The sequence below is a fragment of the Maribacter forsetii DSM 18668 genome, assembly GCF_000744105.1.
In the GTDB taxonomy this organism is placed as follows: Bacteria; Bacteroidota; Bacteroidia; order Flavobacteriales; family Flavobacteriaceae; genus Maribacter; species Maribacter forsetii.
The window spans coordinates 665,155-691,087 of the sequence record NZ_JQLH01000001.1; the positions used below are offsets into that span (position 1 = coordinate 665,155).

At 32.3% G+C, this 25,933-nt stretch carries 20 protein-coding genes; 8 read left to right on the forward strand and 12 right to left on the reverse strand.

Annotated features, from left to right (window positions below; translation table 11 throughout):
- Window positions 1-95 precede the first annotated feature (95 nt).
- The 6 genes from P177_RS02790 to P177_RS02815 all read left to right on the forward strand — a co-directional run bounded on the left by P177_RS02790 (window position 96) and on the right by P177_RS02815 (window position 7,831).
- Window positions 96-884, forward strand: a complete 789-nt coding sequence (locus P177_RS02790) for a polysaccharide biosynthesis/export family protein (RefSeq protein WP_084684612.1) — start codon at window positions 96-98, stop codon at window positions 882-884.
- 117 nt (window positions 885-1,001) lie between these two features.
- Window positions 1,002-3,317: a GumC family protein gene (locus P177_RS02795; RefSeq protein ID WP_036151608.1), complete on the forward strand. Its 2,316-nt coding sequence runs from the start codon at window positions 1,002-1,004 to the stop codon at window positions 3,315-3,317.
- 44 nt (window positions 3,318-3,361) lie between these two features.
- The gene (locus tag P177_RS02800; RefSeq protein WP_036151611.1) at window positions 3,362-4,624 is read left to right on the forward strand and encodes a hypothetical protein; all 1,263 of its coding nucleotides are present in this window, start codon (window positions 3,362-3,364) and stop codon (window positions 4,622-4,624) included.
- The gene (locus P177_RS02805) at window positions 4,624-5,991 is read left to right on the forward strand and encodes an oligosaccharide flippase family protein (protein WP_036151613.1); all 1,368 of its coding nucleotides are present in this window, start codon (window positions 4,624-4,626) and stop codon (window positions 5,989-5,991) included. Before P177_RS02800 ends, P177_RS02805 begins: the two co-directional genes overlap by 1 nt.
- A gap of 23 nt (window positions 5,992-6,014) precedes the next feature.
- Window positions 6,015-6,899, forward strand: a complete 885-nt coding sequence (locus P177_RS02810; protein WP_036151615.1) for a glycosyltransferase family 2 protein — start codon at window positions 6,015-6,017, stop codon at window positions 6,897-6,899.
- Window positions 6,896-7,831 (forward strand): hypothetical protein, encoded by a 936-nt coding sequence (locus tag P177_RS02815; protein WP_051941686.1) that lies wholly within the window; start codon window positions 6,896-6,898, stop codon window positions 7,829-7,831. Before P177_RS02810 ends, P177_RS02815 begins: the two co-directional genes overlap by 4 nt.
- Window positions 7,832-7,877: 46 nt before the next feature.
- Here the strand turns inward: P177_RS02815 and P177_RS19285 are convergent, their stop codons facing one another.
- On the reverse strand, window positions 7,878-9,272 hold the full coding sequence (locus P177_RS19285) for a right-handed parallel beta-helix repeat-containing protein (RefSeq protein ID WP_167333090.1): 1,395 nt from the start codon (window positions 9,270-9,272) through the stop codon (window positions 7,878-7,880).
- Between the two features lie 502 nt (window positions 9,273-9,774).
- On the opposite strand from P177_RS19285, the gene P177_RS02825 reads away from it, so the two are divergent.
- Window positions 9,775-10,566, forward strand: a complete 792-nt coding sequence (locus P177_RS02825; RefSeq protein ID WP_084684614.1) for a WecB/TagA/CpsF family glycosyltransferase — start codon at window positions 9,775-9,777, stop codon at window positions 10,564-10,566.
- 468 nt (window positions 10,567-11,034) lie between these two features.
- Window positions 11,035-13,302 carry a hypothetical protein gene (locus tag P177_RS02830; RefSeq protein WP_157486433.1) on the forward strand — a complete coding sequence of 756 codons (2,268 nt, stop codon included), beginning with the start codon at window positions 11,035-11,037 and terminating at the stop codon, window positions 13,300-13,302.
- A gap of 58 nt (window positions 13,303-13,360) precedes the next feature.
- Here the strand turns inward: P177_RS02830 and P177_RS02835 are convergent, their stop codons facing one another.
- The 11 genes from P177_RS02835 to P177_RS02885 all read right to left on the reverse strand — a co-directional run bounded on the left by P177_RS02835 (window position 13,361) and on the right by P177_RS02885 (window position 25,898).
- Window positions 13,361-14,275 carry a hypothetical protein gene (locus P177_RS02835; RefSeq protein ID WP_036151620.1) on the reverse strand — a complete coding sequence of 305 codons (915 nt, stop codon included), beginning with the start codon at window positions 14,273-14,275 and terminating at the stop codon, window positions 13,361-13,363.
- A gap of 198 nt (window positions 14,276-14,473) precedes the next feature.
- The gene (locus tag P177_RS02840) at window positions 14,474-15,379 is read right to left on the reverse strand and encodes a glycosyltransferase family 2 protein (RefSeq protein WP_036151622.1); all 906 of its coding nucleotides are present in this window, start codon (window positions 15,377-15,379) and stop codon (window positions 14,474-14,476) included.
- Window positions 15,379-15,933: an LbetaH domain-containing protein gene (locus tag P177_RS02845; protein ID WP_245232994.1), complete on the reverse strand. Its 555-nt coding sequence runs from the start codon at window positions 15,931-15,933 to the stop codon at window positions 15,379-15,381. The genes P177_RS02840 and P177_RS02845 overlap by 1 nt, the downstream gene beginning before the upstream one ends.
- Entirely contained in the window at window positions 15,930-17,339 is a 1,410-nt protein-coding gene (locus P177_RS02850; protein WP_036151624.1) for a Coenzyme F420 hydrogenase/dehydrogenase, beta subunit C-terminal domain, read from the reverse strand. Before P177_RS02850 ends, P177_RS02845 begins: the two co-directional genes overlap by 4 nt.
- Before the next feature lie 4 nt (window positions 17,340-17,343).
- On the reverse strand, window positions 17,344-18,483 hold the full coding sequence (locus P177_RS02855) for a polysaccharide pyruvyl transferase family protein (RefSeq protein WP_036151626.1): 1,140 nt from the start codon (window positions 18,481-18,483) through the stop codon (window positions 17,344-17,346).
- The gene (locus tag P177_RS02860) at window positions 18,480-19,658 is read right to left on the reverse strand and encodes a glycosyltransferase (RefSeq protein WP_036151628.1); all 1,179 of its coding nucleotides are present in this window, start codon (window positions 19,656-19,658) and stop codon (window positions 18,480-18,482) included. Before P177_RS02860 ends, P177_RS02855 begins: the two co-directional genes overlap by 4 nt.
- Window positions 19,659-19,674: 16 nt before the next feature.
- The gene (locus P177_RS02865; RefSeq protein WP_036151631.1) at window positions 19,675-20,343 is read right to left on the reverse strand and encodes an acyltransferase; all 669 of its coding nucleotides are present in this window, start codon (window positions 20,341-20,343) and stop codon (window positions 19,675-19,677) included.
- Entirely contained in the window at window positions 20,344-21,324 is a 981-nt protein-coding gene (locus P177_RS02870) for a glycosyltransferase family 4 protein (protein WP_036151632.1), read from the reverse strand. It lies immediately after the preceding gene.
- Window positions 21,325-21,345: 21 nt separating this feature from the next.
- Window positions 21,346-22,587: a WcaI family glycosyltransferase gene (locus P177_RS02875; protein ID WP_036151633.1), complete on the reverse strand. Its 1,242-nt coding sequence runs from the start codon at window positions 22,585-22,587 to the stop codon at window positions 21,346-21,348.
- 257 nt (window positions 22,588-22,844) lie between these two features.
- Entirely contained in the window at window positions 22,845-24,476 is a 1,632-nt protein-coding gene (locus P177_RS02880) for a hypothetical protein (protein WP_157486435.1), read from the reverse strand.
- A 48-nt stretch (window positions 24,477-24,524) separates the two neighbouring features.
- On the reverse strand, window positions 24,525-25,898 hold the full coding sequence (locus P177_RS02885; protein WP_036151637.1) for a lipopolysaccharide biosynthesis protein: 1,374 nt from the start codon (window positions 25,896-25,898) through the stop codon (window positions 24,525-24,527).
- Window positions 25,899-25,933 lie beyond the last annotated feature (35 nt).

Below are 25,933 nucleotides of genomic sequence, written 5' to 3' on the forward strand. Positions count from 1 at the left end.
ACTAGGATATCGGAATTAAGATGAAACAGATTTCTGTTTGAATTAATTTTGATGTTCACTATGTAAATTAACTATAAGCTACAAACTATTATTTTATGAAAGCTGAATTTTCCCCAATTAACCTTAAAAATACAAAAGTTAACTTGCTTAAATTTTCTTTGTTACTTGTAGTAGCATTGCAAATTACGTCTTGTGGTAGCGCTAAAAAATCCTCTTACTTCAATGAAGTAGGTAATAATACGTTTGCCTCTTACTTTGAGCCTTTAGAGCCAATTTTACAGAAGAACGATCTATTGAGTATAAATATTACGAGTTTAAATGCTGAGGTGACAGAGATGTTCAATATTGCAAATAATGCTGGTGGTGTTCAAGCTCCTGGCTATTTAATTGATCAAGATGGTTTTATTCGTTTCCCGGTCTTAGGGAAAATAGAAGTTTCTGGTTTAACTAAAAAAGAGTTAAGAGAATATATCAGAGAAGAATTGATTTCGAAAAGATTGCTTATGGAGCCAATAGTGGATATTCGGTTTATGAATTTTAAGGTGTCTGTTTTAGGTGAGGTGAATCAACCTTCGGTCTTTACCATTCCTAATGAAAAAGTGACATTGCTTGAAGCTTTGGGTATGGCCGGTGATATGACTATATACGCACAGAGAAATAATGTTTTGTTGATAAGCGAAGAAGATGGTGTTAAAAGTACTAAGAGAATTGATCTGACCTCAGATGAATTGTTTACTTCACCTAATTATTATCTACAGCCTAATGATATCGTTTATGTACAGCCTAACGATAGAAAAGTTAGAAATACTTCTAATGCAACGCAATGGTTCTCTATCATCTTAGGTTCATTATCATTAGCGGTAATTTCTATAGCTAGTTTCTAGTTTTCATTCCAAAATAAACAAAAATTTAAGGCTTACGGTTTTCTTAGTCGCTAAGATTTTATAGCGTATAAGTAGTTATGGTAACCGTAGTCTAATGATCACATTAAATTGAACGTAATGACTGAAAAGGAATATTTCGATTCACAACTGTCTTCTAGAGATAATGAAGAAAATTTTGATTTGAAAGCACTATTTAGCAAATACCTTAAATCATGGAAATTATTTCTGATTTCTTTGATTGTTTTCATGGTATTGGCAATTATTGCTTTGCAATTTGTCAATACTTCTTATGACGTAACCAGTAAAATATTATTAAAGAACGAAACTTCTAATATTGATGCCTCTGGTAATAACTTGGTGAACAACAACCCGTTCAGCAATTCAGAAAAAGTAAATAACGAAATTGAAGTGCTTACTTCTGTTCATTTAATGCGATCTGTATTGGATAGTTTGTCGTTGCAATGCAAATTTATTGCTCCAGGTGTTTTCCCTGAGACTGAATTATATGGACCTGAGCTACCTTTTAAGATTGTTGTTGATACTATATTTCCTTTAGCTTATGATACAACCCTTAAGATAAAATTAGAAGGGGAAGATAGTTTTAGTATTTCAGAAGAGTTTGATGGTTCATCAGATGAGGAAAGTTCTATGAGCTCTAGTTATGGCTATAATAGATATAACTATGGCTATAAGATAGAGAAGCCTTATGGAACCTTTCATATAGTAGAAAACAAAAATGTTACCTCAGAGAACTCAGAGTTTACGGTTGAATTCAGGGATATTGATGAATTGGCTCACGATTATGTGAAAAAGGCTTTAGAAATTTATGTGATAAATAAAGATGCTTCGGTTATAAATATTGTTTTGAAAGAATCAAATCCTGAAAAGGGTGAAGATATAATAAATAGTTTGGTGGCAATGTACGGCCAAAAAGCATTCTTACAGAAGAATATATTGGCATTGAACAATGTAAAATTTATAGATAACCGTTTAAACACGCTTTCTGCAGAACTTAGCGAAGTTGAAATGAACGTTGCTCAGTTTAAAACGGAGAATGAACTGGCCAACGTTGAATTTGATGTTACTTCTTTTTCTGAACAAGAAATTGATTATGACCGTAAACTGGCAGAGTCAGAAATTGAACTTAAGGTGTTAAGTGATATAGAGCGTAATTTAAGGAGAGGAAACGAAGGGGCTACATTAAATTCATTGAGTGTATCTAGTCCTAATTTGACCTACTTGATCGATAGTTACAACAGATTACAGATTGATAGAAAAAGCTTAGAAAGAACGGTCCCGGAAAATAACCCTAGAATGATTGATATAAGAGATCAATTATCTCAACTAAAGAGTAATATTTTGGGTAGCCTTTCTACATCTAAGCAGAGCTTAAGAAGTACTATTGGTAGTATTAGAAATAGGTCTAATAAATTTGCACAAAAAAAGCAGAAAATACCATCAATGCAACGTCAATTACTTGAAATAAGTAGAGAACAAGGTATAAAGGAAAACCTGTTTTTATATCTACTTCAAAAAAGAGAAGAGGCTGCCCTAATGGTAGGTGCCAAGCAAGATAATTTTACAGTTATTGATAAGGCAATTACCGACTACGAATCTGGTTCTCCCAGTAAGAAATTATACGTGCTAATCTCTTTATTGTTAGCCCTTGCCCTACCTGTTGGAATAATTCATTTAAAAGATTTTATGAATACCCAAGTGTTGGGTAAAAAAGATATTGAAAAAAGAACCAGCGTTCCTATAATTGGTGAAATTGCCCATAATACATCTGGTAAAAATCTAATTGAAAAAGGGGATGAAGTAAGTGCTCTGGCTCAAGGTTTTAGAATGATGAGGATGAACTTAGATTTTATTCTATCTAAAAAGAAAGCACAGACTGTGTTGGTAACCTCTGCAATTAAAGGTGAAGGAAAAACATTCTTCTCCTCGAACATGGGTGTAGCACTAGCGTCATCAAGTTCTAAAGTTGTGATTTTAGAATTAGACAAGCATAATCCAGAATTAATTAAAACTTTAGGCGAAACTAAAAACGAATTTGGTGTTTCCAACTATCTTAATCAGTCTAATGATAGCATTACGGTAAATGATATTTTGGTGCCGGTCAAAGACAATGCTAATTTATTTGCTATTGGCTTAGGGTCAGAACAGATTGACGGACTAGAATTATTTGGTTCAAAGAAAATGGAGGAGTTAATGGCACAGTTGAGAGAAGAATTCGATTATATTTTAATCGATTCTGCACCAATAGGTAAGTTGGCAGATACTCTTGCGCTTTCTAAATATACAGACTGTTGTTTGTATATGGTACGTGAAAAACACTCTAAGTTAGAAGATTTAGGCATAATAGAAGACGTTAGAACAAATAAAAAGTTCAAGAACCCAATGGTGGTAATGAACGATGTTTCTGCCAAGTAAATTTTGAAAGACTTAAGTCATATAACCTCACGTAAAAAACCAGAATGAATTTATACTACCTTGTAGTTTTACTTTTCCTGTTGTTTTCTTCTAAAGCCAATTTTTTAGTTGAATATAATGTGGCGTGGTTTGGTTTAGAGGTGTTTATGATTTTTGTTGCCTTTCATTTAAAAAGGTTCAAGAAAAAAGATGTTCAGTTTTTTTTAATAAGCGTCGGTATTTATTTTGTTTACATAATGTTCCGTTTTAAGTTGAACAAATTACCGTCTGACTATTTTACCAGCGATGTATTTTATTTTTTTAAATACGTTTTAACGGCGTATTTGTTTTGTGTGATATTAAGAGAGAAAGCCCTGTATTACCTGGTGAAAGTAATTTCGCATTTAGCTATTGTTTCTCTTGTGTTCTACGCACTTCAAATGGTTCAGAATGGTGCTATAGTAAAGGCAATTGGTACCGCCTTTGAGAGTGTAACCGTAGATGATGAATCGTTTAGATATACAAACTTTATATTTTTCACTTTTGATGATATTCATTATTATAGAAACTCTGGCTTTTGTTGGGAACCTGGGGCCTTTGGTTCGTTTTTGACTTTGGCGTTGTTATTCAATTTTCTAATTAATGACTTCAAACTAAATAAGGAGGCTTTTATCATCACACTGGCAATTTTAACGACAGTTTCTACTACTGCCTATTTAGGTGTGTTTCTATTATTTTTTCTAAGATACCGAGTACTTAATAAGGGTAGTAAGATGGCTATAATCGTTTTTGCGTTAGTCTTTGCGATTGCCATACCTAATGTGCCTTTTTTAGGAGAGAAGATTGTTGAAATTTACGATCAGGATATTAGGGATTTAAGAGAATTGGAGCAGTTATCCGTCTATTATGAAGATGTTGAAAGACAAATACCATTGAATAGATTTGCAAGTGTAATTTTTCTTTATGAGCAATTCAATTGGAAACTTTTTCTAGGGGTCAGTAACCAGTACGATGAATATTATATTAATGAATATAATGTCAATATATCAAATGGTATAATGGATTTTATCACGAAGTTTGGTGTGGTAGGGCTTTTTGTCTTGCTTTACCGATATGGCAAACTGTGTAAGGTTTATTTAAGAAAAATGGAGTACGTTGCCTACGCTATATTGATATTGATAATTTTAAGTTTTGGTGAACCTATACTTATGCTGCCTATATGTGTTCTATTTATATTTTTACCAGCATTTAAAAATCAGAATTTTTCAGCTTTATCCTTTAATTACCATACAAAATATTTAGAATTGCAAAAACCTAATAATTTATAATGATAAAAAGGTTTAATTCCATACGGGTAATAATTCAATCTTATTTTCAAGGGAATTCTAGGACTAATTTGTTGGTCAAGAATGTTTTTTCTTCATTGATTTTAAGAGGGTTGGGTACAGGTATAAACTTTTTGTTTGTTCCTTTGGTCATAAATTTTGTAAATGCTGAACGATACGGTATTTGGTTAACACTTAGTTCTGTACTAACCTGGTTTACCTTGTTGGATATTGGTTTTGGTAATGGATTGCGAAATAAATTTGCAGAAGCTGTTGCCTTAGATGATATTAAGGAACAGCGAAAATTAATACATACTACAGCTGCGGTTTTAATACTTATTTCAACAGTGATTTTTATACTCAATGTAGTATTTACGGATCAAATTAAATGGGATGAATTTCTGGGCGTAGATGCATCATACCGAGCAGAATTACAGCAGTTGGTGTTTTTGTTGATATCCTTTTTTAGTTTACAATTCATTTTTCAAATTTATAACCCTGTACAGTATGCATTACAAAAACCGGCAATGATTGCGAGAACAATTTTGGTAGGTAATGCACTTGGGTTAATAGGTATATTGTACTTACGGGAATTTTCAGAACCTTCATTGTTTAATTTGGGTTTTGTGGTTATGGGTAGTAATGTGCTTTCCATATTTTTATTCACGGCTTATTTCTTTATCGTTCAAAGACGAGATTTAATTCAAAAAATAGAAAAACCTACGGCAGACACATTAGGGTCTATTTTCTCTCTTGGTATAAAGTTTTTCTTTTTGAACATTGCATATATGGTGCAATTTCAAACTAGTAATTTTTTAATAAGTAAATATTTTACACCAGAAAAGGTAACCGAGTTTAATATAGCCTTTAAGCTGTTTAGCGTTGCTTCTTTAATATTTGGTATCATATTGAGTCCGGTTTGGAGTTCGGTAACCAATGCCCAGGTAAACAATGATTATACTTGGATAAAGAAACTAATAAAGAAGTTACTACTTATTTGGGCTGTAATTGCTGTGGGTAGCATTATTGTATTATTGATAGCACCAACTATTTATAATTTATGGATCGGTGATATTATTACGATACCATTCATAACCTCATTGGGTGTTGTGCTCATAGTGCTTTCTAATTGTTTTTCAGAAATATTTATTAGCGTGCTAAACGGTATGGGCAAGGTAAATTTACAATTTTATATTTCCATTTTCGTAATCATATTCTTTGTGCCTATTGCTTATTTCTTATCGGTTGAAATGGGATATGGAATATTTGGAATATGTATGGCAATAGTAGTTACCAACGTTAACGGATTAATAGTGGCTCCATACCAAGTGTATGTAGAAATGAGAAAGAATAGAAAGTTACCAGCTTAAAAAGTTGAAATAAATTAGAGAAGATGTCAACTAATGAAAAGAAAATAATTACCGTTTTGCTTACGTGCCATAATCGTAAGATGAAAACGTATAGCTGTTTGCAAGCACTGTCTAAATGTACTTTGGATGATGCTTACGAATTAAAGATTTTTTTGGTGGATGATGGTAGTACAGACGGTACAACTGAATATTTACTGGGAAAATTTGAGAACCTTCAAATCATTCAAGGTTCAGGGGATCTTTTCTGGGCAGGAGGTATGCGTAAAGCTTGGAAATATGCCAACGAACATGAAAACAATACAGATTACTATTTACTGTTAAATGATGATACCATCATTTTTGAAGATACTATTTCAAGATTGTTTAGAGACTTAAAACTAATAAAAGAGCCCAAGAGTATTGTTATAGGACCTACATTAGATCCAGATTCAAAGAAGATATCTTATGGAGGTCATCAACTTTTAAATAAACTAACTTTTAAAAGTAAAATGTTAATACCAAATAATGAGTTTCCTCAGAAATGCGAATTAGGGAACGCAAATATTATGTTGGTTCCAAATTCAGTATACAAAGAAATTGGTTCTCTTACAGAAAGTTATACCCACGGTATTGCAGATTTTGACTATACTTTAAAGGCTTTAAAAAATGGTGTTAACAGCTATATTTCAAGTGCTTATTGCGGTTATTGTACCAATGATCATGGCGTAAATTGGCTAACTCAAAAGAGTAATTTAAAAGATAGAATAAAGTATTTGTATAGCCCTACCGGATTATCGTATAAAGAATATTTACATTTTATTAAAACACATTTTCCATTACACCTACCACAAGCTTTTATATTGTTGTGGGGTAAAACCTTGTTCCCAATAATTTGGCAATTGTTTAAAAATGAAGACTATTTAAAATGAGAACAACCACACCACAAGCACCTGTACTTTTTATCATTTTTAATAGACCTGAGCAAACTAAAAAGGTTTTTGAAATGATAAGAAAGGCGCAACCTAAAAAACTTTATGTTGCGGCCGATGGACCACGAAGTAATGGTAAAGATGATCAGCGCTGTAAAGAAACTAGAGCTATTGTAGATTTAGTGGATTGGGAGTGTGAAGTTAAAACATTGTTTAGAGATGAAAATATTGGCTGTGGACAGGGACCTAAAACGGCTATTGATTGGTTTTTTGAAAATGAAGAAGCAGGTATTATTCTAGAAGATGATTGTTTACCATCAGAAAGCTTTTTTAAATTCTGTTCAGAACTGTTAGAAAAATATAGAGATAACAACCAAATAATGCATATTGGTGGTTCTAATTTTCAAAACGGATATGTTTCAGATTCAGATTACTCGTATTACTTCTCTTATTTTAGTCACGAATGGGGTTGGGCAAGCTGGCGTAGAGCATGGAAGCACTATGATTATGAAGTCTCTACCTATCCTGAACTTAAAAAGAAAGGGTATTTTGATAAGTACTTCTCTAACTTCATTGAAAAGAAATACCGACTTAGTAAGATTGAAAAGACAATACATGCTAAAGAGGTTACTTGGTGGGACTATCAGTGGGACTATACGAAACTAGTTAATTCTGGGCTTTCAATTATTCCAAATCAAAATATGATTAAAAACCTTGGTTTTGGTGAAGACGCTACACATACCATAAGTGCTAATGATGAAAGACAAAAGAATGAAGCTCTTGAAATTAAATTTCCGTTAGAGCATCCTAATTTTATTATTAGAGATGTGAAAGCTGATCGAAGGTATTTTAAATTCTTTTTTAGAACTACAATTGTTCGAAGAAAGATATTGGCATTTTTAAGAATTCCGGGTTATTCAAATGTTGGGTAATTCTAAATGAAAATATAACTTAATGGGTGGTTATATTTTTATTTTCTCAAGGGCATTCAAAGTTGAGGACAATAGGGTTTCTGGGTTCAAAATCTACATCTGTTCTAAAGTCTATTACGTCAAAGTTGTGTTCTGGCCAAACAATGTTCGTTGGGTTACATGAATTATATACAATACAGTCGTTTATACTATTACCACCGGTATTGGCAGTAGTGCCAAATGCGGCAAAAATTAAAGAGTTTGACGTTGACTTTCCTCTATTTTGCCCTAAATCGCCACAAATGATTTGTTTGGCACGTATTCGAGTAAAAGTTACATTTTTAGAACCTTCAACAGACGAGACCACTCCGTTACCCATTTCTAAAAAATCTACGTCTTCTACAATTCCGCCAAAACCACCACGTGCTCCTTCAGTATTTTGATCTTCAAACAATACACCAACACCGGTAGGGCTGTTATTACCAACGATCAATCCTTTTTTAATTTGTTGTCCGCCGCTTTTGTAGACACTTATATTGTCTTCGGTCCATGCAACATCACGATCGTTAATGACAGAAAAATTCTCTAATAGTCCGCCAACACATTTGTCATATTGCACCAGTTGACCTCGTGGAAAAGGTCCTCTCATATTATGCCCTTCAATATATCTTAAAACCGAATCATCACATTGGTTTAATCGTATACCGGTTGATCCGTCTTCCACTCTTAGGTTTGTAATAACGATATTTTGCGAAGCTATTCCTTCAATACAGTTTCTTTCTGAATCTTCTAAAGGTCCTTTTGCAGGGGCATTTACATATTTAATAGAGCAATTTTTTATGGTTAAATTATCGGCAGCTGTAAATTTAATTCCCATAAAACCTCCTGTATATTCAATAATACAATTAGAGATTACCACACCTGTATGGTTGTTAATTTCAATACCATGTTGATCAGACGTTCTAATATAAAGGTTTTCTATGCGTTGGTTGTTCGTATGTACTAAAATTGGACCGGAATCTATTAGATTAGAAGTGCAAATATTCCCTATGATACTCGGTACAACTTTGTAAACAGTTGTTGTACCGTTTTCTGCAGTAACGGTATAGTTAACTTCATGGCTAAAATCTTGTTCAGATTTTGATATAGGGCTAACCGTAGATCCAGGTGATAAGGTAATGGTAGGTATTAGTTGGTCTATATTGAGCAATAAAGGATCAAGCTCTACATATATAGTTTTTGTTTCTTCATCAAGGGTTGCAGCAATATCGGTGGATAAGCCATTATTATCTGTAGTTAAAAAACTAAAATTGATAACTTTTGGTTCTTCTGATTCTTCATACGAGGTATTCCCATCTTCTACATGGTCTTTTTCAGAGGCACAAGATCCAAATAGGCATGCATAGAATAGTATGGTAGCAAAAAAGTAAAATGTGTTTTTTAATGAAGTAGGTCTTATCATAATTCTTAAGTATTCATTAATGCCTTTATAATTGAAAGCCATTAAAATTTCTACAAGAGCAATTGGGTCTTTAAAAATCGTTATTCAGAATATGATTTGGGGGAAATATAAGCAGAATAAAAATTTAGAATCCCTTATGTGTTAATTCTTAAATGATTAAGAATGCTAAGATAAATTTTAAAATGTAAAATGCAGCCCTCAACTTGTATAATAAAAGTTAAAAATTTCTGCGGATCACCGACTTACAACAGTTGTTTGAATAATACTACAAGTTTGGTAATTGATTTTTTTGATAGTGTAAGGGCATATGTTTTAAGCTGCGCTATAACTATAATTTACTACACGTTAACAGAAGTAATCTGTGGTTGCATGCCAAATAAATATATTTGTCTGAACAACCATTAACCCCCGATATAGTTATAATTGTTGTTGAAGATTGATGCGAACATTGCGTACATGTTTAGGGAGAACAAAATTATAATTAGGGCTTTTTTATAAATTTATGATGCTTACTGAAGTTGACTCAAAGGTGTTATGCCTTGGTTATCCTATTTACAAGGCTACACTTGATAATTTACCATTAAAATCTAAACTTTTGGTAAGTACAATCAATCAATATTCTTATTGTATAGCTGAAGAAGATGCTGAATTTAAAAAAGCGTTGTTGGGTAGTGATGTTATTCTGCCTGATGGTGTTGGCATAACATTAGCTGCAAAATGGTTGAATGGTGCTTCCATAAAAAAAATAGCAGGAGCAGATTTTCATGAGTATCAATTAAAACGATTAAATGAAAACTATGGATCTTGTTTTTACTTAGGGGCAAGCAGTAACACCTTGGCTAAAATAGAGTCTCGTTTAAAGGGCGAATATCCAAATATAAAATTTGCTAGTTATGCGCCACCTTTTAAATCGCAATTTACTGAAGAAGAGAATCTAAGTATGATTGAGGCGGTTAATAGTTTTAATCCTGATGTGCTTTTTGTAGGTATGACCGCTCCAAAACAAGAGAAATGGAGCCATGCACATAAAAATGCGCTCAATGCTAAAATCATTTGTTCTATAGGTGCTGTATTTGATTTTTATGCAGGTACGGTAGAAAGACCAAGCAAAGTTTGGAGAGATTTAGGCTTAGAATGGTTGGGGCGTTTAGTAAAAGAACCCAAGCGAATGTCTAAACGGTATCTCTATTATGGTGTGGTCTATGCAATACATTTGGTGAGGGCGAAGTTTTCAAAGAATCATAATCCAGTTTTAGATATTGATTATTCTAATAAAAAGCAATACTTCGAATAATTCTTTTTTAGAAATTATTAAAATTTAAACACCATGTATAAAGCTTAAAAACTTAATCTATAGATTGAGTTTTTAAGCTTGTTTATTATTACACTTCATGCTTTTAGTTCATTTTCGACCAGATTACTAAATACGGTAGTAATCAAAGGCTATTTAATAGTTGTCTTTTAACTTAATTTATTGACAAAAAGGTAGATAAAAGATGGATAAATGAATTAAACAATAAAATTAATTTTAGATAAACTATTCAAATACTTTATACGTAGTTTTTATGTTATCAATGTAGGTTAATTCTTTCAATTTGTTTAAGAATACTATGTAATCCTTAGTCCCATAAAAATATATTGTATAGTGTATTGTTTTTTACAAAAATTAAATTTAAAACATAATAATCTTCGGTTGAAGATGCCAACTTCTTTTCTGTTAGCAGAAATTAAAAAAAGTCCTTTACTTTTAAAACAAAAATCAATGTTGTTACAATTGGTATTAATATGCTTGTGCTTCTCCTCAAATTCGTGCAGTAAGGATAAAGACTTATTGTCAGAATATGTAATCAATGAGGATGAACAGGTTATAATATATCAATACGAAATTGATGAATCTAAGAGAACAATTGTAATACCCCAGAATTTCGATTGGAAAGAAATACCTGAAGATTATGCAAATGCTAATTGGGAGATCACTTTTACATTTGATTTAAACAATGAGGTTATTCATTTGCCATCTGAAGTTTTGCTTAACTTTAATGGTGGTTCTCTTACCAATGGTTCTATAACAGGAAATGCAAGTGCAATTTTCTCTAATAATAGAGAGGCAATTTTAAAAGACGTTAATTTATCTGGTGATTTTAAAAACGAATATATATTTCCATATTGGTTTGGTGCTGTAATGGATGGTAAAACTGATGATAGAGATATATTTGTAGAAACTTTAAAGCAAGCTAAAAATATAGGAAGTAAACTTTTGGTTGACCAAGATATATTTTTAGATGTTGAAGAATTAGGAGCGAAGTCTATATTCTTAGATGATAATACTTGGATTGAAGGAGCTAATGAGGATATAAATATTATCATTAATAATTTATTATCGCCTGCCTTTTATATGGCACTTACAAAAGATATTACAATAAAGAAAATCACATTTTTGTATGACCAAACTTATGATGCCAATTGGGGTTGGGATAATGCAATGCATGAAGCTAATCTAAATCAATTAAAGAATTACATGATTACTTCACATAATGTACAGTTCCCTTCTTGGAATCCATGGTCTAGATCCCCAATTGCGTGGAGATCTATTTTTAGTTTAGAAGCGGCAAAAAATGTACTATTTGAAAATGTAACATTAAAAGCTAAAGGAGAAACAGCCGATAAATTTATACTGTGGGGAATTAAACTTAAAGAGCAGTATAATTCTAATCAAACAATTAGTTCTTATGATAGCCCTACCGGTATTCCAGAAAATATCACTTTTAAAGATTTTACTTTAGATGGTGCTATAATGGGTATTCAAGGTGTTGTAAACGGGTTTAAAACAGATGGTATAACTTCTTATAGATATTCAGATGTACAATCATTAGATGGCTCAAGTATAGGAGGTAGCGGGGTTGGAGGATTATATTGGATGCCACCACCACATTTATTCTATTTAAATCCAGATACATCAGAAAGGCATATTACTGAAAATGTTGATATAGTCAATACCATAGATTATGGGAATTATACTGGTACTTCAAAGGTTAGAGGTAGTGCAGGATATTGTAATTCTTTAAAATTGGTAGAAGGTGTTTTAAATGCTAGGGTAGAAAATTATAAGTCTTATAGACGAGATGGTGTTTGGGATATTGGAGCGGTAACCAATGGGGTTTTTAAGAATATATATTCAGAATCTACTTCAGAAATATTTGAGCCTTCCTGGGGTTTTCACAATGCTAGATTTGTAGAAGGTACTATGACTAATTGTACTTTTAATGATATAGTGGTAAAAGATAATTCTGAAATAGCAAAAATTTATCCTTGGAATTACCCCAATGGAAATTCAAATACAATTGATAATTTGCAGATATATGTTAAAGAATTTATAGGTACGGGTCCAGGGCCTTTCGGAATTTTTGGATCAGAGAATACTATTATTAATTCAACCTTAAATTTAGAACAACATTCATCTATTAATGATTATGCTAGTGTTATATTTCATTTAGATGATATTTTGGATAGTAGTAGCAATAACCATTATGAAGTAGTTGTAAATGGTTGGCGTAAAATAGATGAAGATCCGTTAAAGAAGAAGGTTAGGTTAATTTTTGCACGAAAAGTAAACCCTAATTCAAATTACGCAAAGGTTACTGATGTGGACAATAAATTTATTGCAGAACAGGTAAATGTAAATGAAACCGATACTTGGGTAAGAAGTGAGTTTATTTCTCTAGGTCAAGGAAATCAGTATTTACTTAATACCTCTATTCCTTCCGGTTTTTCTATTTCTAGAATAGAAGTAAATGTTTTAGAAGAATTGGCAGAGGGCACTAAAGCATCAATTGGTTTTTCCACAACTCAAAAAGATAATTTAGCGGCTAATATTCTCAGTGCAAAATCAACTACTACAAATGTTTTTAATGATGAAGCTGTTTTAAATGAAAGTCAAAACATTTATTTTTTCAGTAATCAAGATTTTAAAAATACAGGAGAAATCAAGGTAACCATAGAGTTGAGTAGAAAAAGTGTATCAGATTGGTAACTGGTATCGTTACAGCTGGTTGTAATTAGGTTTATTACTAAATTGGGAAGTTCAATTTTTATTTTTTAGATAGTTTATCTTCAAAAAAGTCTATCATTATTTTAGCTAGTTTTCTTTGTCCGCTATCATTTAAATGGATAACATCTCTATAGTCCAAATCATTAAAATTGTAATCTAGTTCTTTTATTAGGCTTACATTGTTTTTAGTAGCCCATTCTATTATCTCATTTCCTTGAGTATTGTAATTGCCGTTATTTAATTCTGTTTTTTCGGCATGTAAATACACCGTTAGTGGAATGTTTAAGCTATCTGATAGTTTTTTTAATTCATTAAAACCGGGGTTGAATTTCAATCCCTTTTTTTGAATGCCTTGTGCAGCCACCTCGTCTGGGTCTAGTTTTGTTTTCTTTGAAAATATATGTTTAAGTCTTGGGCTTACATAACGATTTAATAGTTCCCACCAAGCCAATTTATATTGTTTTTCTGGGTAAGAGGTATGATTGCCAACTACAGGTTGAAAATCCATAACATCATACGCATCATGACTACTTACTACCAAAAACATAGCTTTTGCATTAAAAGAGCCGTATTCAGCTAAATATGCCGAGCAATTGTCAGGTCCCCAACTACCCGAAGAAATATTCAACATTTGATAATTTGTAAGTGTTTGGTTGAATATTGAAGTAGCAATACTGTCTTGATCAGACTGTACGCCCCCAAATAGTACAGAGTCGCCTAAACCTAGAATTTTTGTTTTGTTTGGGTTAGGTTCGTTGCTACGTTGAGAAAAAGAGTTGAAATGATAATTGTTGCCAAATCGTGTTCCTGTTTGGTTTGGTGCAGCAATATATTCATAATTTTCATCGGCAATATAGAGTGGAGCATCGCAAAATCCTAGAAAAATGCGAAGACTAAATTCTATTATCAAAGTGAGTAGCAGTAAAGAGATAAGAATTTTATAAATTTTCTTCATTTTAATAAATAAGAGATTTCTAATTCATATTACTATTTGCAAAGTGAGATGATTTTGTTTAGGAAATAATTATGCTGAAGCTAAAAAAATGACAGTTATATGTTTAAGGAAAAAATAAATTCTAAAATCAATTCATAAGTGTCAATAGGGGGTGAATAGTAATTTATAAGTTAGACTAACTAAGTTTGTTTTGGCAATTTAAATATTAAGATTATAAGATTTCTTAATAAATTTTTTCATTTTAATTACATCTGTTCCACAAGCTTTTTTAATCTCATATACCTTTGCATCCACTAAAGTACGATACCACCAGCCTTGTAAAAAATGCCATAAAAAACCTTCTTTACCTTGTGTAAAACCAAATTTGAAAAAATATCTATAAACGAAATAAATGAAGGAGCGCCAAAATAGGGGCATGTTAGCGTACTTCTTTTTCTTGTTTCGTTTAGATTGTGCATCAGAAGACAAGGCGTATTTTGCTGCTTGTTCGGTTTTTGGTTCCAATAACTGAAATTCTAAATCCAATAAATCTACGGCTTCCCTAATGGAGTAATTATTGTGCTTTTGAATCCACCAGCCTAAGGGGTTTAGATTATGATCTACGAAATAACCTTTAAATAATATGCTTTCTCCTTCTGTAAGTATAATGTGCTCATCCATCCAGCGCTCTTCACAAAAACCATGTCGATACTTAAACAAACGCAACATATTCATTTGCAACATTCCCTTGGTCATCAATGTATCTAGGAAAAACATTTTTCGTTCAAAAACAACACCTGATACACTAGGTTCTAAAACGGGTAACTGTGTATTGATTTCAGCAATAAGGTCACCCATTAAATACTCATCGGCATCTAAACGAAAAACCCATTCAGTAGTAATAGGTAAATTTTCAAGCCCCCAATTAAATTGTTTGGCATAATTATTTTCCCATTTATTCTGGTAAACCTTGGCTCCTAAAGATTCTGCAATTTCAACAGTTCGATCAGAAGAAAAAGAATCAACTAGAAAAATAGATTCAGAAAATTGCTGCGCGTTTTTAATACAACGTTCAATATGTTGTTCTTCGTTGTAAGTCAGTATAATTGTTGCTATAGAATTCATTAGGCTTTAATTTCGCGTTTTTTTATCAATTTTGCAGGGTTGCCTCCTACTACTGACCACGGCTCTACATTCTTAAAAACTGCAGCCCTAGCTCCAACCAGTGCACCAGAACCCAATGTTACTCCTGGGCCAACGAAAGCCTCTGCCGCAACCCAAACAGAATCATTTATTATAATTGGCGCTAAGAATAAAGCATGTGATTTTTTAGTATAGTCATGACTTGACGCACACAACGAACTGTCTTGAGAAATAGTAACATTATTCTTTAATGTTATTCGACCTTGATTGTAACAATTAACTCTCTGCCCAATGCATGAATAGTCTCCAACCTCAAGATTCCAAGGTGCCCAAATTCTTACACTTGAATGAATTGTTGATTTCCAAGATACCTTAGCTCCGAACATTCTGAGAATAAAAATTCTCCATTTACGGAAAATACGAATTGAAAAAGGTTTAAATAATATAAAACAAATAATTGCCCAAATTATTCTACCAATTTTATTGGATAGAGAAAATTTATGCCGCGTATCCGTCATATTATGCAAATCACTCATATGTTATTTTTTAAACGCAGCGTAGCTATTTTTTTGCTTATATATCTAGGAGCAGAACTTGCAACCTCTAATAATCGAAGTCTTTTAAGATAAATCTTCAATCTCTTATTATATATACTATAATCGTTATTCTCTAGTGCTTTTACAAAGCTTTCTCTTGATACCGTGGTAACGCCTTCCCTCATTGTATAGATTGTCTTTCGCAATTCTGTTAATGCGTGTGAGTTTGCTTTAATTCTTTTTTCAGGGCGCATCTTGTTTTGCTTGTCCATTTTCCCTAGACGGAAAGATAATCCTTCTCTACGTTGTCTAAATCCTCCAGCCTGTGCATATTTAGCATCCGCCTCGGTTAAATCTACTAAATTGACTCTATCTTCATTTATACTTTGTTGTAAGAGTTTATTTATTTCTCGATTTCTTACAATTAGCATATTAGTTCCCTGAGCATCAATCTCAAATTGTGGTAACCAAGCATCACCTACAGTTATATCCGCAGTTTCACCTACTACATCATCACAAAAGTTACATGCCTCTAACATAAGTGCTCCTTGATTAAACTTCCCTCCGATTACTTTTGCTGAATCTTCCGCGATTTCCTGAGAATCACTATACGCGGTAAAGACGTATGCTCTAGCTGATATACCTTCTCCTTTTGTCCTATATTTGAACTTCGTTGCCTTTTCCGGTACTATTCCTTTTCCCCAAGCCAATGATAAGGTCCAATTGATACTCTTCAAATGACCACAAACCAATGACAAAGTATACTTAATAGATTCTTTAACGAATGGATCCGTTAATTGTACCCTTCTAACAGCTTTTATCATACAGGGCACTCCAATAAGTAAATATTTCCCAGGTTTTTCCCGAATTAAATTTAAAATTTCAGAAAGCTCAATTACATGATATTTTGTTCTTGCACCATTTTGAATTTCATCTAAAGTCGTGCTTATACCATATTTAAAAAATGGATCTAAAGGATTTTCTCTCTTAGTTTCTTTTACGTGAATAACGCCATCTATCATACCTTTTTGAAACAATGCCGCACCAATCCAAGTTCCAAAACCACCCGATGTCCCTCTGTTCCTATAATCGGCCTCTTTAACAAAACCTCCGTATACGTTCTCATAGTATCCTATGTATTCACTCTTATTTGAGTTTTCATTAGCTAAAAATTCAGTGGCTAATACATCTTCATTATAGGAAGGATTTAAAGATGGGCATACAAATTCGGCCTTTTCTAGAGTTTTTTGATCTTTCTCATTTATCGCGTCTAAATCAGGTGTATATTCACCATATTTATTAATCTTCATACCTGTGCCGGCACTATAGGCACATGCCCCACATCCTACACAAAAACCTCCATCAACAACATTTTCTAAGGTGTTAATTCTAGTATCTGAACTCATAATATTATTTTAGAGATTTCTTTAAATAATCTATTGAAAAGTTAATTTGTTCACCTAATTTTTCTTTTACATATTCGAAATCTATATCAGTTAACTTTTCTAAATTAATAGTATCACCCTCTCTCAAAAGACGATTTTCGAGTCCAACTACCTTCATCAAACTTTCCTGTCTACTATTATTGTTTTTACTAGCTGGAGTAATAGTATAGAAGGGTTTTTCAAAAATTAAAGAAAAAACACTGCCATGGAAAGAAGTAGTAAGAACTACACTTGCACTACTGTATAAGCCTAAAAACTCTAGTGGTCCAAAATCTCTTATATTTAATATTTTATCATCAGACTCTAAGGGCATCTCATTTTTACAAACACGAATAATTTTGAAACCTGTTTTTTTCTGTATTTTATATGCTAATTCTTCGGCATATCTATTTTTCTTAAATATGAATAACAAGATGTAAGGTTTTTCATGTTTATAAGGTACCATTAAGCTTTCCCAATCTTTCTTTGTTAATAGTAAGGTTGGATCAACAACGTGGGCAACATTTCTTCCTGTTATTTTTTTAATCAGTGTAACTCCACTCGTTTCTCTAGTACCTATATGAGTTAAATTATTTAACCATTCTTTATATTTTGGAAAATAACTTTCATTGATATCTCCTACCCCAAAACTAGATGCAAAAGCAATTTTGTTGGCTTTTTTTGGTGCAAAAGTCAAAAAATATGGTTCCAAATTAGTGCCGTTGTTTGGATTCCAGACTTGGTCACTACCAACTATATAATTGTCATACTCATGTTTTGCACTATACAGATCGGAGTAACTTTTATATGTTATTGATAATGCGGTGTGCTCTTTATGAAAATTAAAAAAACGCTCTTTTCTTTTTTTTGCAATTTCAGGATATCTATAGGCACTATATTTATCTATCCATTTAATGGCAAGATCCTTCAATTTATTTTTAAATGATGTTTTTATTAATGGACTTGATTTTACTTCGCTCTTATATAAGGGGTTTTTGTAGTATAGATAATTGATGATTTCATTATCGTATCCCATTTTTTTGAGTTTATGATGTAAGGCAAATGCCTGTAGTTCTGCACCATAGTTGTTAACATTTAAAATGGTAATAATTCCAGTTTTTTTCATTTGGTAATTTTAATATTTATTCCGTTTAAGTATTGCTTGGCGGCATTTTCAATGGTAAAGTGAGACTTATAAATACTTTCAGCATTAATGGTCATTTGATGTTTCGCTTTTTCGTCTAGTAAAAGCCATTCTTTTAATAAGTTCAAAGTTTCTAAAGCTGAGTCATTTTTAACTATACCTCCTTTTCCTTTTTCAATTTCGCGCCAAATGTTTACTTTATTACTTATTAAAACAGGTGTTTTACAGGCTAAGGCTTCAACTACGGCAATACCAAAATTTTCTTGATGACTTGGCAAAACAAAAACTTCACTTTCATAAAATGCGCCCCATTTTGCGCCACCACTGAGCATACCTGCAAATAATATATTCTTTGAAGGTTTTGTCATGTTTTGCATTTCTTTGGCATAAGAATGATCATTAGGTCCGGCTATAATCAGTTGCGGTAGATCGTCCAATTCATTTTCTAGCTTTAGATAAGCAGTAATAAGCATATCTACCCCTTTTTTAGGATGTATTCTACTTAAAAACAAAAGAAAAGGTTTACCGTTCCATTGGGGTACGTTACTCGCAAATGCTTTTTTCATGTTTTCATGAAAAACGGGCGGTGGTTGAATACCATAACCTACATTAATTTCTTTTTTAGGCTTGTAATTAGGGAAGGTGGTTCTTGCCAATAATAGTTCTTCTTCACAAGTAAATAAAATTCCATCAGCTTGGTTGACTACTTTATTTTCAAATAATTTCCAATAAATTGTATTTCTAAATGCCTTTAGTTTTCTATCATCGGCATTTTGAAAATAAGGGTCTAGCATACCATGTGGCATTACATAAACTTTTGGCTTTGACCCGTTGGTTTTTCTGTAGGTCAACATGGCTTTTATGGCAGCTTGGCTTTGATAGAGCCATAAGCCATGAACGATTACAACATCAAAACGTTCAAAATTATCGAGCATCCATGGAATAAATTTTTTGTTATAACCCCATGGATTATTGGCTTTGCCCAATCCATGAATTTTAAAAGGGTCTTTTGCTATAAATGGAGCATTTGAATCATCAAAACAAACAACCTCGTTATGTATTCCGTGCTTTGTAAACTCTGGTAAGGTATTTCTAATGCCTTGACAGACTCCTCCCCCTTTTGGGTCCATACCTGGTACTACTTGTAATATATTCATTTCTTAATATATAGGTCTAAACAATAAAGCCTTTCTTTCGTTGAAAGTATTTGGCAGATTGTGATATAGGTTTTATTATTTTTGCTGGTGAACCACCGTATAGATTGTATTCTTCTGAATAAACTTTATTCAGCATTGATTTTGCTCCAAGAACCGAATATGAAGGCAAAATTGAACCACCTAAAATAACACTATTGGTACCTACAAAACAATAGTCCCCTATTTGTATGGGGGCACTATCTTGTCTACTCTCATAAATGTTAATAGAGTGGGTTAAAAATTGTGAATAATAACCGGCAATGGTAGTGTAGTTACCAATTTTTATTTGATTGGTACAATCAATATGATGGTGTTTGGTAATAGCAGATTCTTTACCAATAATCAACTCACATTTTCTATTTATCTGATGTTGGAAGTGTTTTGATTTTGAATTTTTTGGGAAACCAGTTATCCAATTAGAACGGCTGATTGAGGCGTTTTCCTCCATTGTAAGTAAATCTAAATGGATGGCAACGGTAAAGTGTCCAATTTTACTACCCTTTGCCATTTTTAAATGTTTTGGGAATATATAGGCCAAACCGATTTTAGCTGCAGGGTCAATTTCGTATTTCCATATTTTTATCAGTAGAAATCTTTTTAATTTCCAAGGTAATACGACTATAATTAGACTTAGAATTTTCTTCATTTAATTCAAATTTTTGTATTGATCAAGATACATAGCAGTAACTGTGTTCAATTGAAAAGCTTTTACATTTAACAAACCTTTTTCTACCAAGCTGTTTCTGAAACCCTCGTTAGCTATAATTTTTACATAACCTTTTCTAATGGATTCTACACTTTTTGGATCAACCAAGACTGCACCTTCAGCTGCAACAGATTTCATAGGTAAAATATTAGAGGTTAATACTGGTCTACCTACTGCTTGCCCCTCAACAATGGGCATACCAAAGCCTTCAAAAAGGGATGGGAAGTTAATAATGTCGCAGTTCTCATATTCTTTTACTACCTCTTCATTACTTAAATTAAAAACATTACTATAATCTATATTACTTTGATTTAATAAAGCAGTATTACGCTCACTTAATTTCCCCACAATTCTTAAATGACATGGTATGTTGTGTAATGCTTGAATGGTTCTAGCTAAGTTCTTTCGTTCTAGGTTCCCATTTATGTGTAATATCACTGGCTTATCTTCATTAAAAGTTTTTTGGGAATATTGAAAATCCGTAGATACCGGATTTGGAATTACACAGTATTGATTAGGTTTTAACTTAATCTCATTTAAAACTTGCTCTTTAGCAAACTCAGAAATGAAAACTACTTTGGCAGCTCTCTTTAAAGAATTTATATATAGTAATTTCCATATTTTTTTTTTGAAACCGGACAAGTAAGAATAATACATAATATCATGTACCGTTACAATTGTATTGTTTTGTTTTAGAAAATATAAAAGATAATGGGCATCTCCGGTAATATGATTTATATTACCCTGTCTTTTTTTAGCATATAGTCCATTTTTTATTATAGAAAGTATATCTGATTTTTGTTCAGGGAGAAAAATCTCTTCAATTTCTTGAGATTGTGAAACACCTTTGTTGACGGTCTGAAATACACGTTGTATGGAAAAACCAATTTTTGGGTGTCTAAAGAAATAGGTTATTTTCATATATCAATATTTAGCTACTACTTATGCTGTTATTTTTTGGTTAAAATTATCCATAATAGTATCTATGGCTAAATATTGTTCAGCATAGGCACGAGCTGCATTTTTAATATCTTGATTGTCTAATTCACCAAGACCTATTAAAATACCGGTGTCTAGAGCTTCTTGATTTTCTGGCGCTACTAAAATACCCATGTTATGTTTACTAACTACGCGATGTAAAGTAGATTTGGGGTTTGCCGTTATTAGTGCTAAACCACCCACTGATAGTATGGTAGTTAATTTTGAGGGCATTACCAAATCACTGGCTTTTTCTTTCTGGATGACCAAATGTATATCTGCAATATTTAAAAATATATTAAACTTGTCTTTAGGTTGTAAAGGCATAAAATGAACATTGTTCAAATTCATGCTTTTGGCTTTTTCTTTTAAAACTTCTTTATAGGGTCCGGTTCCACAAATTATAAATTGCAAATCTTGATGGGCTACTAAATTTTTTGCAGAAGTTAAAATAGCATCTAAGCCTTGCTTTTCACCTATTGCTCCAGAATATAGTACTATAAAATCAGATGATTTAAAGCCCCAATTTTTTTTATAATCTTTTCTGTTTTTAATAGGGTAAAAGGTATTGGTCTCTGTCCAATTAGGGAAAAAGGAAATGGGTTTATTAGCTTTTTGTTCAATTTTGTCTATCATACCATCAGAAATACTGCTTATGGTATCAGTGTTGTTGTAAATATATTTTTCAATTCCGTACAGTGCTTTTAATAGTTTTGGTGACTTGATCATACCTAAATCTTGTGCAGCTTCAATTTGCATGTCTTGAACATGATGAATGTGTTTGGCTCCCTTTATTTTTTTATATAGAACGCCAAGTAAACCGAATTGAAAAGAAGGGGCTACCGTGATTATTTTATTAAAAGATTTGCAAAATAAAAGTGGAATAATCACTAGAAATGCAGAAACACTAAATGTAGTATCTAATATAATTCGTTTTAAACCGCTTGGGTTGTTGGGTACATACATAGGGCAACGCACAACGGTAAGCTTACCTTCAGATTTATAGTTAATTACCTCTTTCTTAAACCAAAAGCGATTTTTTCTATAAGGTTCTTGAATTTTCCAATAAGGGTAATATGGATATGACGTTAATACGGTGCAATCGTGACCTTTTTCTGCAAGCCAATGCATCATCTCTCCAGAATATTTACCGATACCGGTTAATTCTGGAGAAAAATTATAACCTATAAATAGTAGTTTTTTCATTTTAATTTTTCTATTGGTTATGGGGAGATAGTAATGAGTTGTGGAAAAATAAATTATTATGGTTTCAATAAGATTTTAGGTCTAAATTCTTATAGTTAAATAGATATCGGCAGTTGTAATTTGGTAGTTATGTTATGCTTAACGCGTATTACAGTTGTGGTAAAACCCGTTTTTAAGATACGCAGGGTTAGCTTTTTAAATATTGACGTACAATCTAGTCTTAATACGTTCTTAGGGAAATGAAATGTCAATGATAATTAAAGACTTGAGTAATTCATTTTATCTGTTTTTTGGTTTTCTACCTCAGTAGAAAGTTCGTTGTGTACGTATATAGGATTAATCATTTTAAGTACAAAGCGTATAATATGGTATATTATCAAATAGGTGATAACGCCTTGTAAAAATCCTCTTATTAAAAAACCTAAGTCCCCAAAAATACCTTGGGCATTTCTAAATCTACCCAAAAATCCAAACACATCCATTACGGCAAATGGTGCATATAATATGCCTTGGGAAGTATAATAGCTGAAACAATTTATTGTTTTGAACATTAAAAAATAAACAGCCAATTGTACTATAAAATACCAATGACCAAACGTAGCAAGACCATCTCCTACATGGCTGGTTACCACATAGTTTCCGTAGCCTGTACCATGCAGAAAATCTCCCCTTGAATAATCCATTTCTGTTTTATCAAGTCGTATGCCAAAAAAATTTAGAATTGGTGACGGTAATAAATATAAAATTGAATTTATTAGTGATTCTTGCATCGCGACATTTGAAAAACCTCTTTTATGGGCATAGTATATGGTTTCATCGGTTATACGCATATTCGCATATCTAGCAAGTAAAAAATTATCTACATACTGTTCTGTCCAACCTTGGGCATAGGTAATTGTACTGTTGCCATGAATATTTTCATTTTTATTATCTTTCAATCGCTGCATGAGCTGTTCGTTCTGAAGGGTTTCCATGGTAAAGGCAAACGTCTCCATCTTATCTGCATTATCCCTTAATTCTTCTGTATATAAAAGAGTTTGTCTGGTATACAGCATAGCAGTAGATACTGTATTTAAAAGATTTAAACCTAAAAATATGAAGACCCCAACAACCATTATTTTAATAGGGGATATGATTTGGGTAATTCTAATATTTTTAAAAATAAGTTGAAGTATAAATAGAATACCTATGGTGCCAATGGGTGTTATTATAAGGTGTCGTTTATTAGAAGCTAAATTTATAAGTATAATAAATGCAGTGTACAGAAAAACATATTTAGTCTTTGTATAGTTTACTTTTAATAAAAAAGGAAAAAATAAACATACAGGTGCAAACATTAAATAAGTTAATCCTGCAATAAATCTACCGGATGTGTCACCAATTTGAGCATCTCCTTTACTAATATTATAAATCATTGATAATAAGCCGATAAAACCCATGCTCCATAAAATTGCAGGTGTAATTTCAAAAAATTTCAATTTGTATAAACCTTCCTTTATAATGTTATTTTTTGGTTTATGTATGTTTATAGGGCAGGCGAGGTATACGGCTAATGATGATACCAAAAACAAAACAATTTCATAAAAAAAAGTTTCGTAAGGTCTTTCAAAACCAAAAGTAATAGGCTTGTTTTCTATAAGGGTAGCTATCAATGGCAGAAACCTATACATGAACATGGAAAGGTAAATGCAAAACACAAATGGATATAAACGTATAAAGCGTTCGTTAAAGAACAATAGAAACACAGTTAATGCTATCATTGCCATAATGCAACCAAATAGATTCGCAGTTGAAGGAAAAAAGATCATTTCACCAATAACAGCTATCATTAAAACAGCTATAAGAAGCGTTTTAATTTGCCGTATGGTATGATTTTTTTCTTTAAGCATATTTATTTAGGCTAAGCTAAGCTGGTATTACTTTGTTACAAGTAGACTTTAGTTTTTTAGTGCTTGAATTTTGTTGGTTAACAGGACATACAATTCTTTGAAATCTAAAATACCATTACTTACCAATTCTTTCAATGGTAATTTTAATAATTTACAACCATGCGGTAATACTAAGAACACCAAAATAACATCTAATAGCACAGCACCTATAGCGGCACCAATAAGCCCCATGTAGTTCGATAATATATAAGTAAAAAGCACGGAAACCAGTGCACTCCCCATACCAATCCAACCCATTAACTTGGGTTCGTTAAAAGCCCTAAAAACCATTTCGGTAACATACCACAGCGCGTTAAACAGCATGGCTGAAATCATTATATACCACATGGTTGTGGGAACTTCAAGTTGGTTCTGTGTCCAAATATTATAAAACCATAAGCCAAATAGTGCTAAACCTATAAAACCTACAAGGGAAACTAGAAAAACTCCAATGAGTGAAATTCTAAAAATTTTCTGGGCCATCTTCCAATTGGCTTTTCCTATTTGATTTTGAAGTTCTGGAAATACCGTTGGTTCTATCATATATAGAATTTGGTTTACCGATCGGCTTAGTGTACGTGTAGTATTAAAAATTGCGACTGCTTCTGCACCTAACACGATTCTGACTACAAAAGTGGTGCCTTGAAAATAAATGATTTGCCACATAGGTAGCATTAAATAACTTAAACCCTTGGTGGTTATTGATTTTAAAATAACCTTATCCTTTACTCCTTTAAAAGTTTTGTGTAACCCTATAATTTGCCTTCCTTTTAATCCATAGAAAATTATAAAAATGACAGTTACCAGTAATTGTGATATGGCGAATTCTACGATACCATAGCCTAAAAGCAGAACCAGTAATCCAAAACCAATAGACGCTGCTGATTTAGTAGTAATTAGATTTATGCTAAGGGCCGCTTTTTGGGCAGCTCTATAAAAAGCTTCAAACAGCTGAAGATAAAACATTAACAACTGAGATAGGATCATAATGGATACCGCAATAATAGCTTCTTTGCCGTCAATTAGTGACTTGTCAAATACATGAAAGTAATTTAAAACAACAATAACCATTGCACTTATTGCAATTGCTACAAGAATCATTATAGTGATTATATGTAATCCTGTTTTGCTAATATTGGCGGCTTTTTGCTTATCGCCAGAAGTATAGGTTAAAACAAAACTATTACCTGCTGCAGAGCCAAAGCCTAAGTTAGAAAATGCCATGACGCTTGGTATAATTGTAAGAGTAAGCCATTCTCCATAGTATGCAGCACCCCAGGCAGTTATAAAGAAAGGAACAAGAAATAATTGTTCAAGTACACGGACAACTTTCTGAAAAATTGAAGCTATACCATTACTTAGTAAACGCTTTTTTAAGCTCATGAATTATTTTAGAATGATGGGAATAACTAATCTTA

Bases quoted from the DNA above. Each gene is read 5' to 3' on its own strand.
- P177_RS02790 (WP_084684612.1), top strand. From the start codon at position 96: ATGAAAGCTGAATTTTCCCCAATTAACCTTAAAAATACAAAAGTTAAC.
- P177_RS02795 (WP_036151608.1), top strand. From the start codon at position 1,002: ATGACTGAAAAGGAATATTTCGATTCACAACTGTCTTCTAGAGATAAT.
- P177_RS02800 (WP_036151611.1), top strand. From the start codon at position 3,362: ATGAATTTATACTACCTTGTAGTTTTACTTTTCCTGTTGTTTTCTTCT.
- P177_RS02805 (WP_036151613.1), top strand. From the start codon at position 4,624: ATGATAAAAAGGTTTAATTCCATACGGGTAATAATTCAATCTTATTTT.
- P177_RS02810 (WP_036151615.1), top strand. From the start codon at position 6,015: ATGTCAACTAATGAAAAGAAAATAATTACCGTTTTGCTTACGTGCCAT.
- P177_RS02815 (WP_051941686.1), top strand. From the start codon at position 6,896: ATGAGAACAACCACACCACAAGCACCTGTACTTTTTATCATTTTTAAT.
- P177_RS19285 (WP_167333090.1), bottom strand. From the start codon at position 9,272: ATGATAAGACCTACTTCATTAAAAAACACATTTTACTTTTTTGCTACC.
- P177_RS02825 (WP_084684614.1), top strand. From the start codon at position 9,775: ATGATGCTTACTGAAGTTGACTCAAAGGTGTTATGCCTTGGTTATCCT.
- P177_RS02830 (WP_157486433.1), top strand. From the start codon at position 11,035: ATGTTGTTACAATTGGTATTAATATGCTTGTGCTTCTCCTCAAATTCG.
- P177_RS02835 (WP_036151620.1), bottom strand. From the start codon at position 14,275: ATGAAGAAAATTTATAAAATTCTTATCTCTTTACTGCTACTCACTTTG.
- P177_RS02840 (WP_036151622.1), bottom strand. From the start codon at position 15,379: ATGAATTCTATAGCAACAATTATACTGACTTACAACGAAGAACAACAT.
- P177_RS02845 (WP_245232994.1), bottom strand. From the start codon at position 15,933: ATGAGTGATTTGCATAATATGACGGATACGCGGCATAAATTTTCTCTA.
- P177_RS02850 (WP_036151624.1), bottom strand. From the start codon at position 17,339: ATGAGTTCAGATACTAGAATTAACACCTTAGAAAATGTTGTTGATGGA.
- P177_RS02855 (WP_036151626.1), bottom strand. From the start codon at position 18,483: ATGAAAAAAACTGGAATTATTACCATTTTAAATGTTAACAACTATGGT.
- P177_RS02860 (WP_036151628.1), bottom strand. From the start codon at position 19,658: ATGAATATATTACAAGTAGTACCAGGTATGGACCCAAAAGGGGGAGGA.
- P177_RS02865 (WP_036151631.1), bottom strand. From the start codon at position 20,343: ATGAAGAAAATTCTAAGTCTAATTATAGTCGTATTACCTTGGAAATTA.
- P177_RS02870 (WP_036151632.1), bottom strand. From the start codon at position 21,324: ATGAAAATAACCTATTTCTTTAGACACCCAAAAATTGGTTTTTCCATA.
- P177_RS02875 (WP_036151633.1), bottom strand. From the start codon at position 22,587: ATGAAAAAACTACTATTTATAGGTTATAATTTTTCTCCAGAATTAACC.
- P177_RS02880 (WP_157486435.1), bottom strand. From the start codon at position 24,476: ATGCTTAAAGAAAAAAATCATACCATACGGCAAATTAAAACGCTTCTT.
- P177_RS02885 (WP_036151637.1), bottom strand. From the start codon at position 25,898: ATGAGCTTAAAAAAGCGTTTACTAAGTAATGGTATAGCTTCAATTTTT.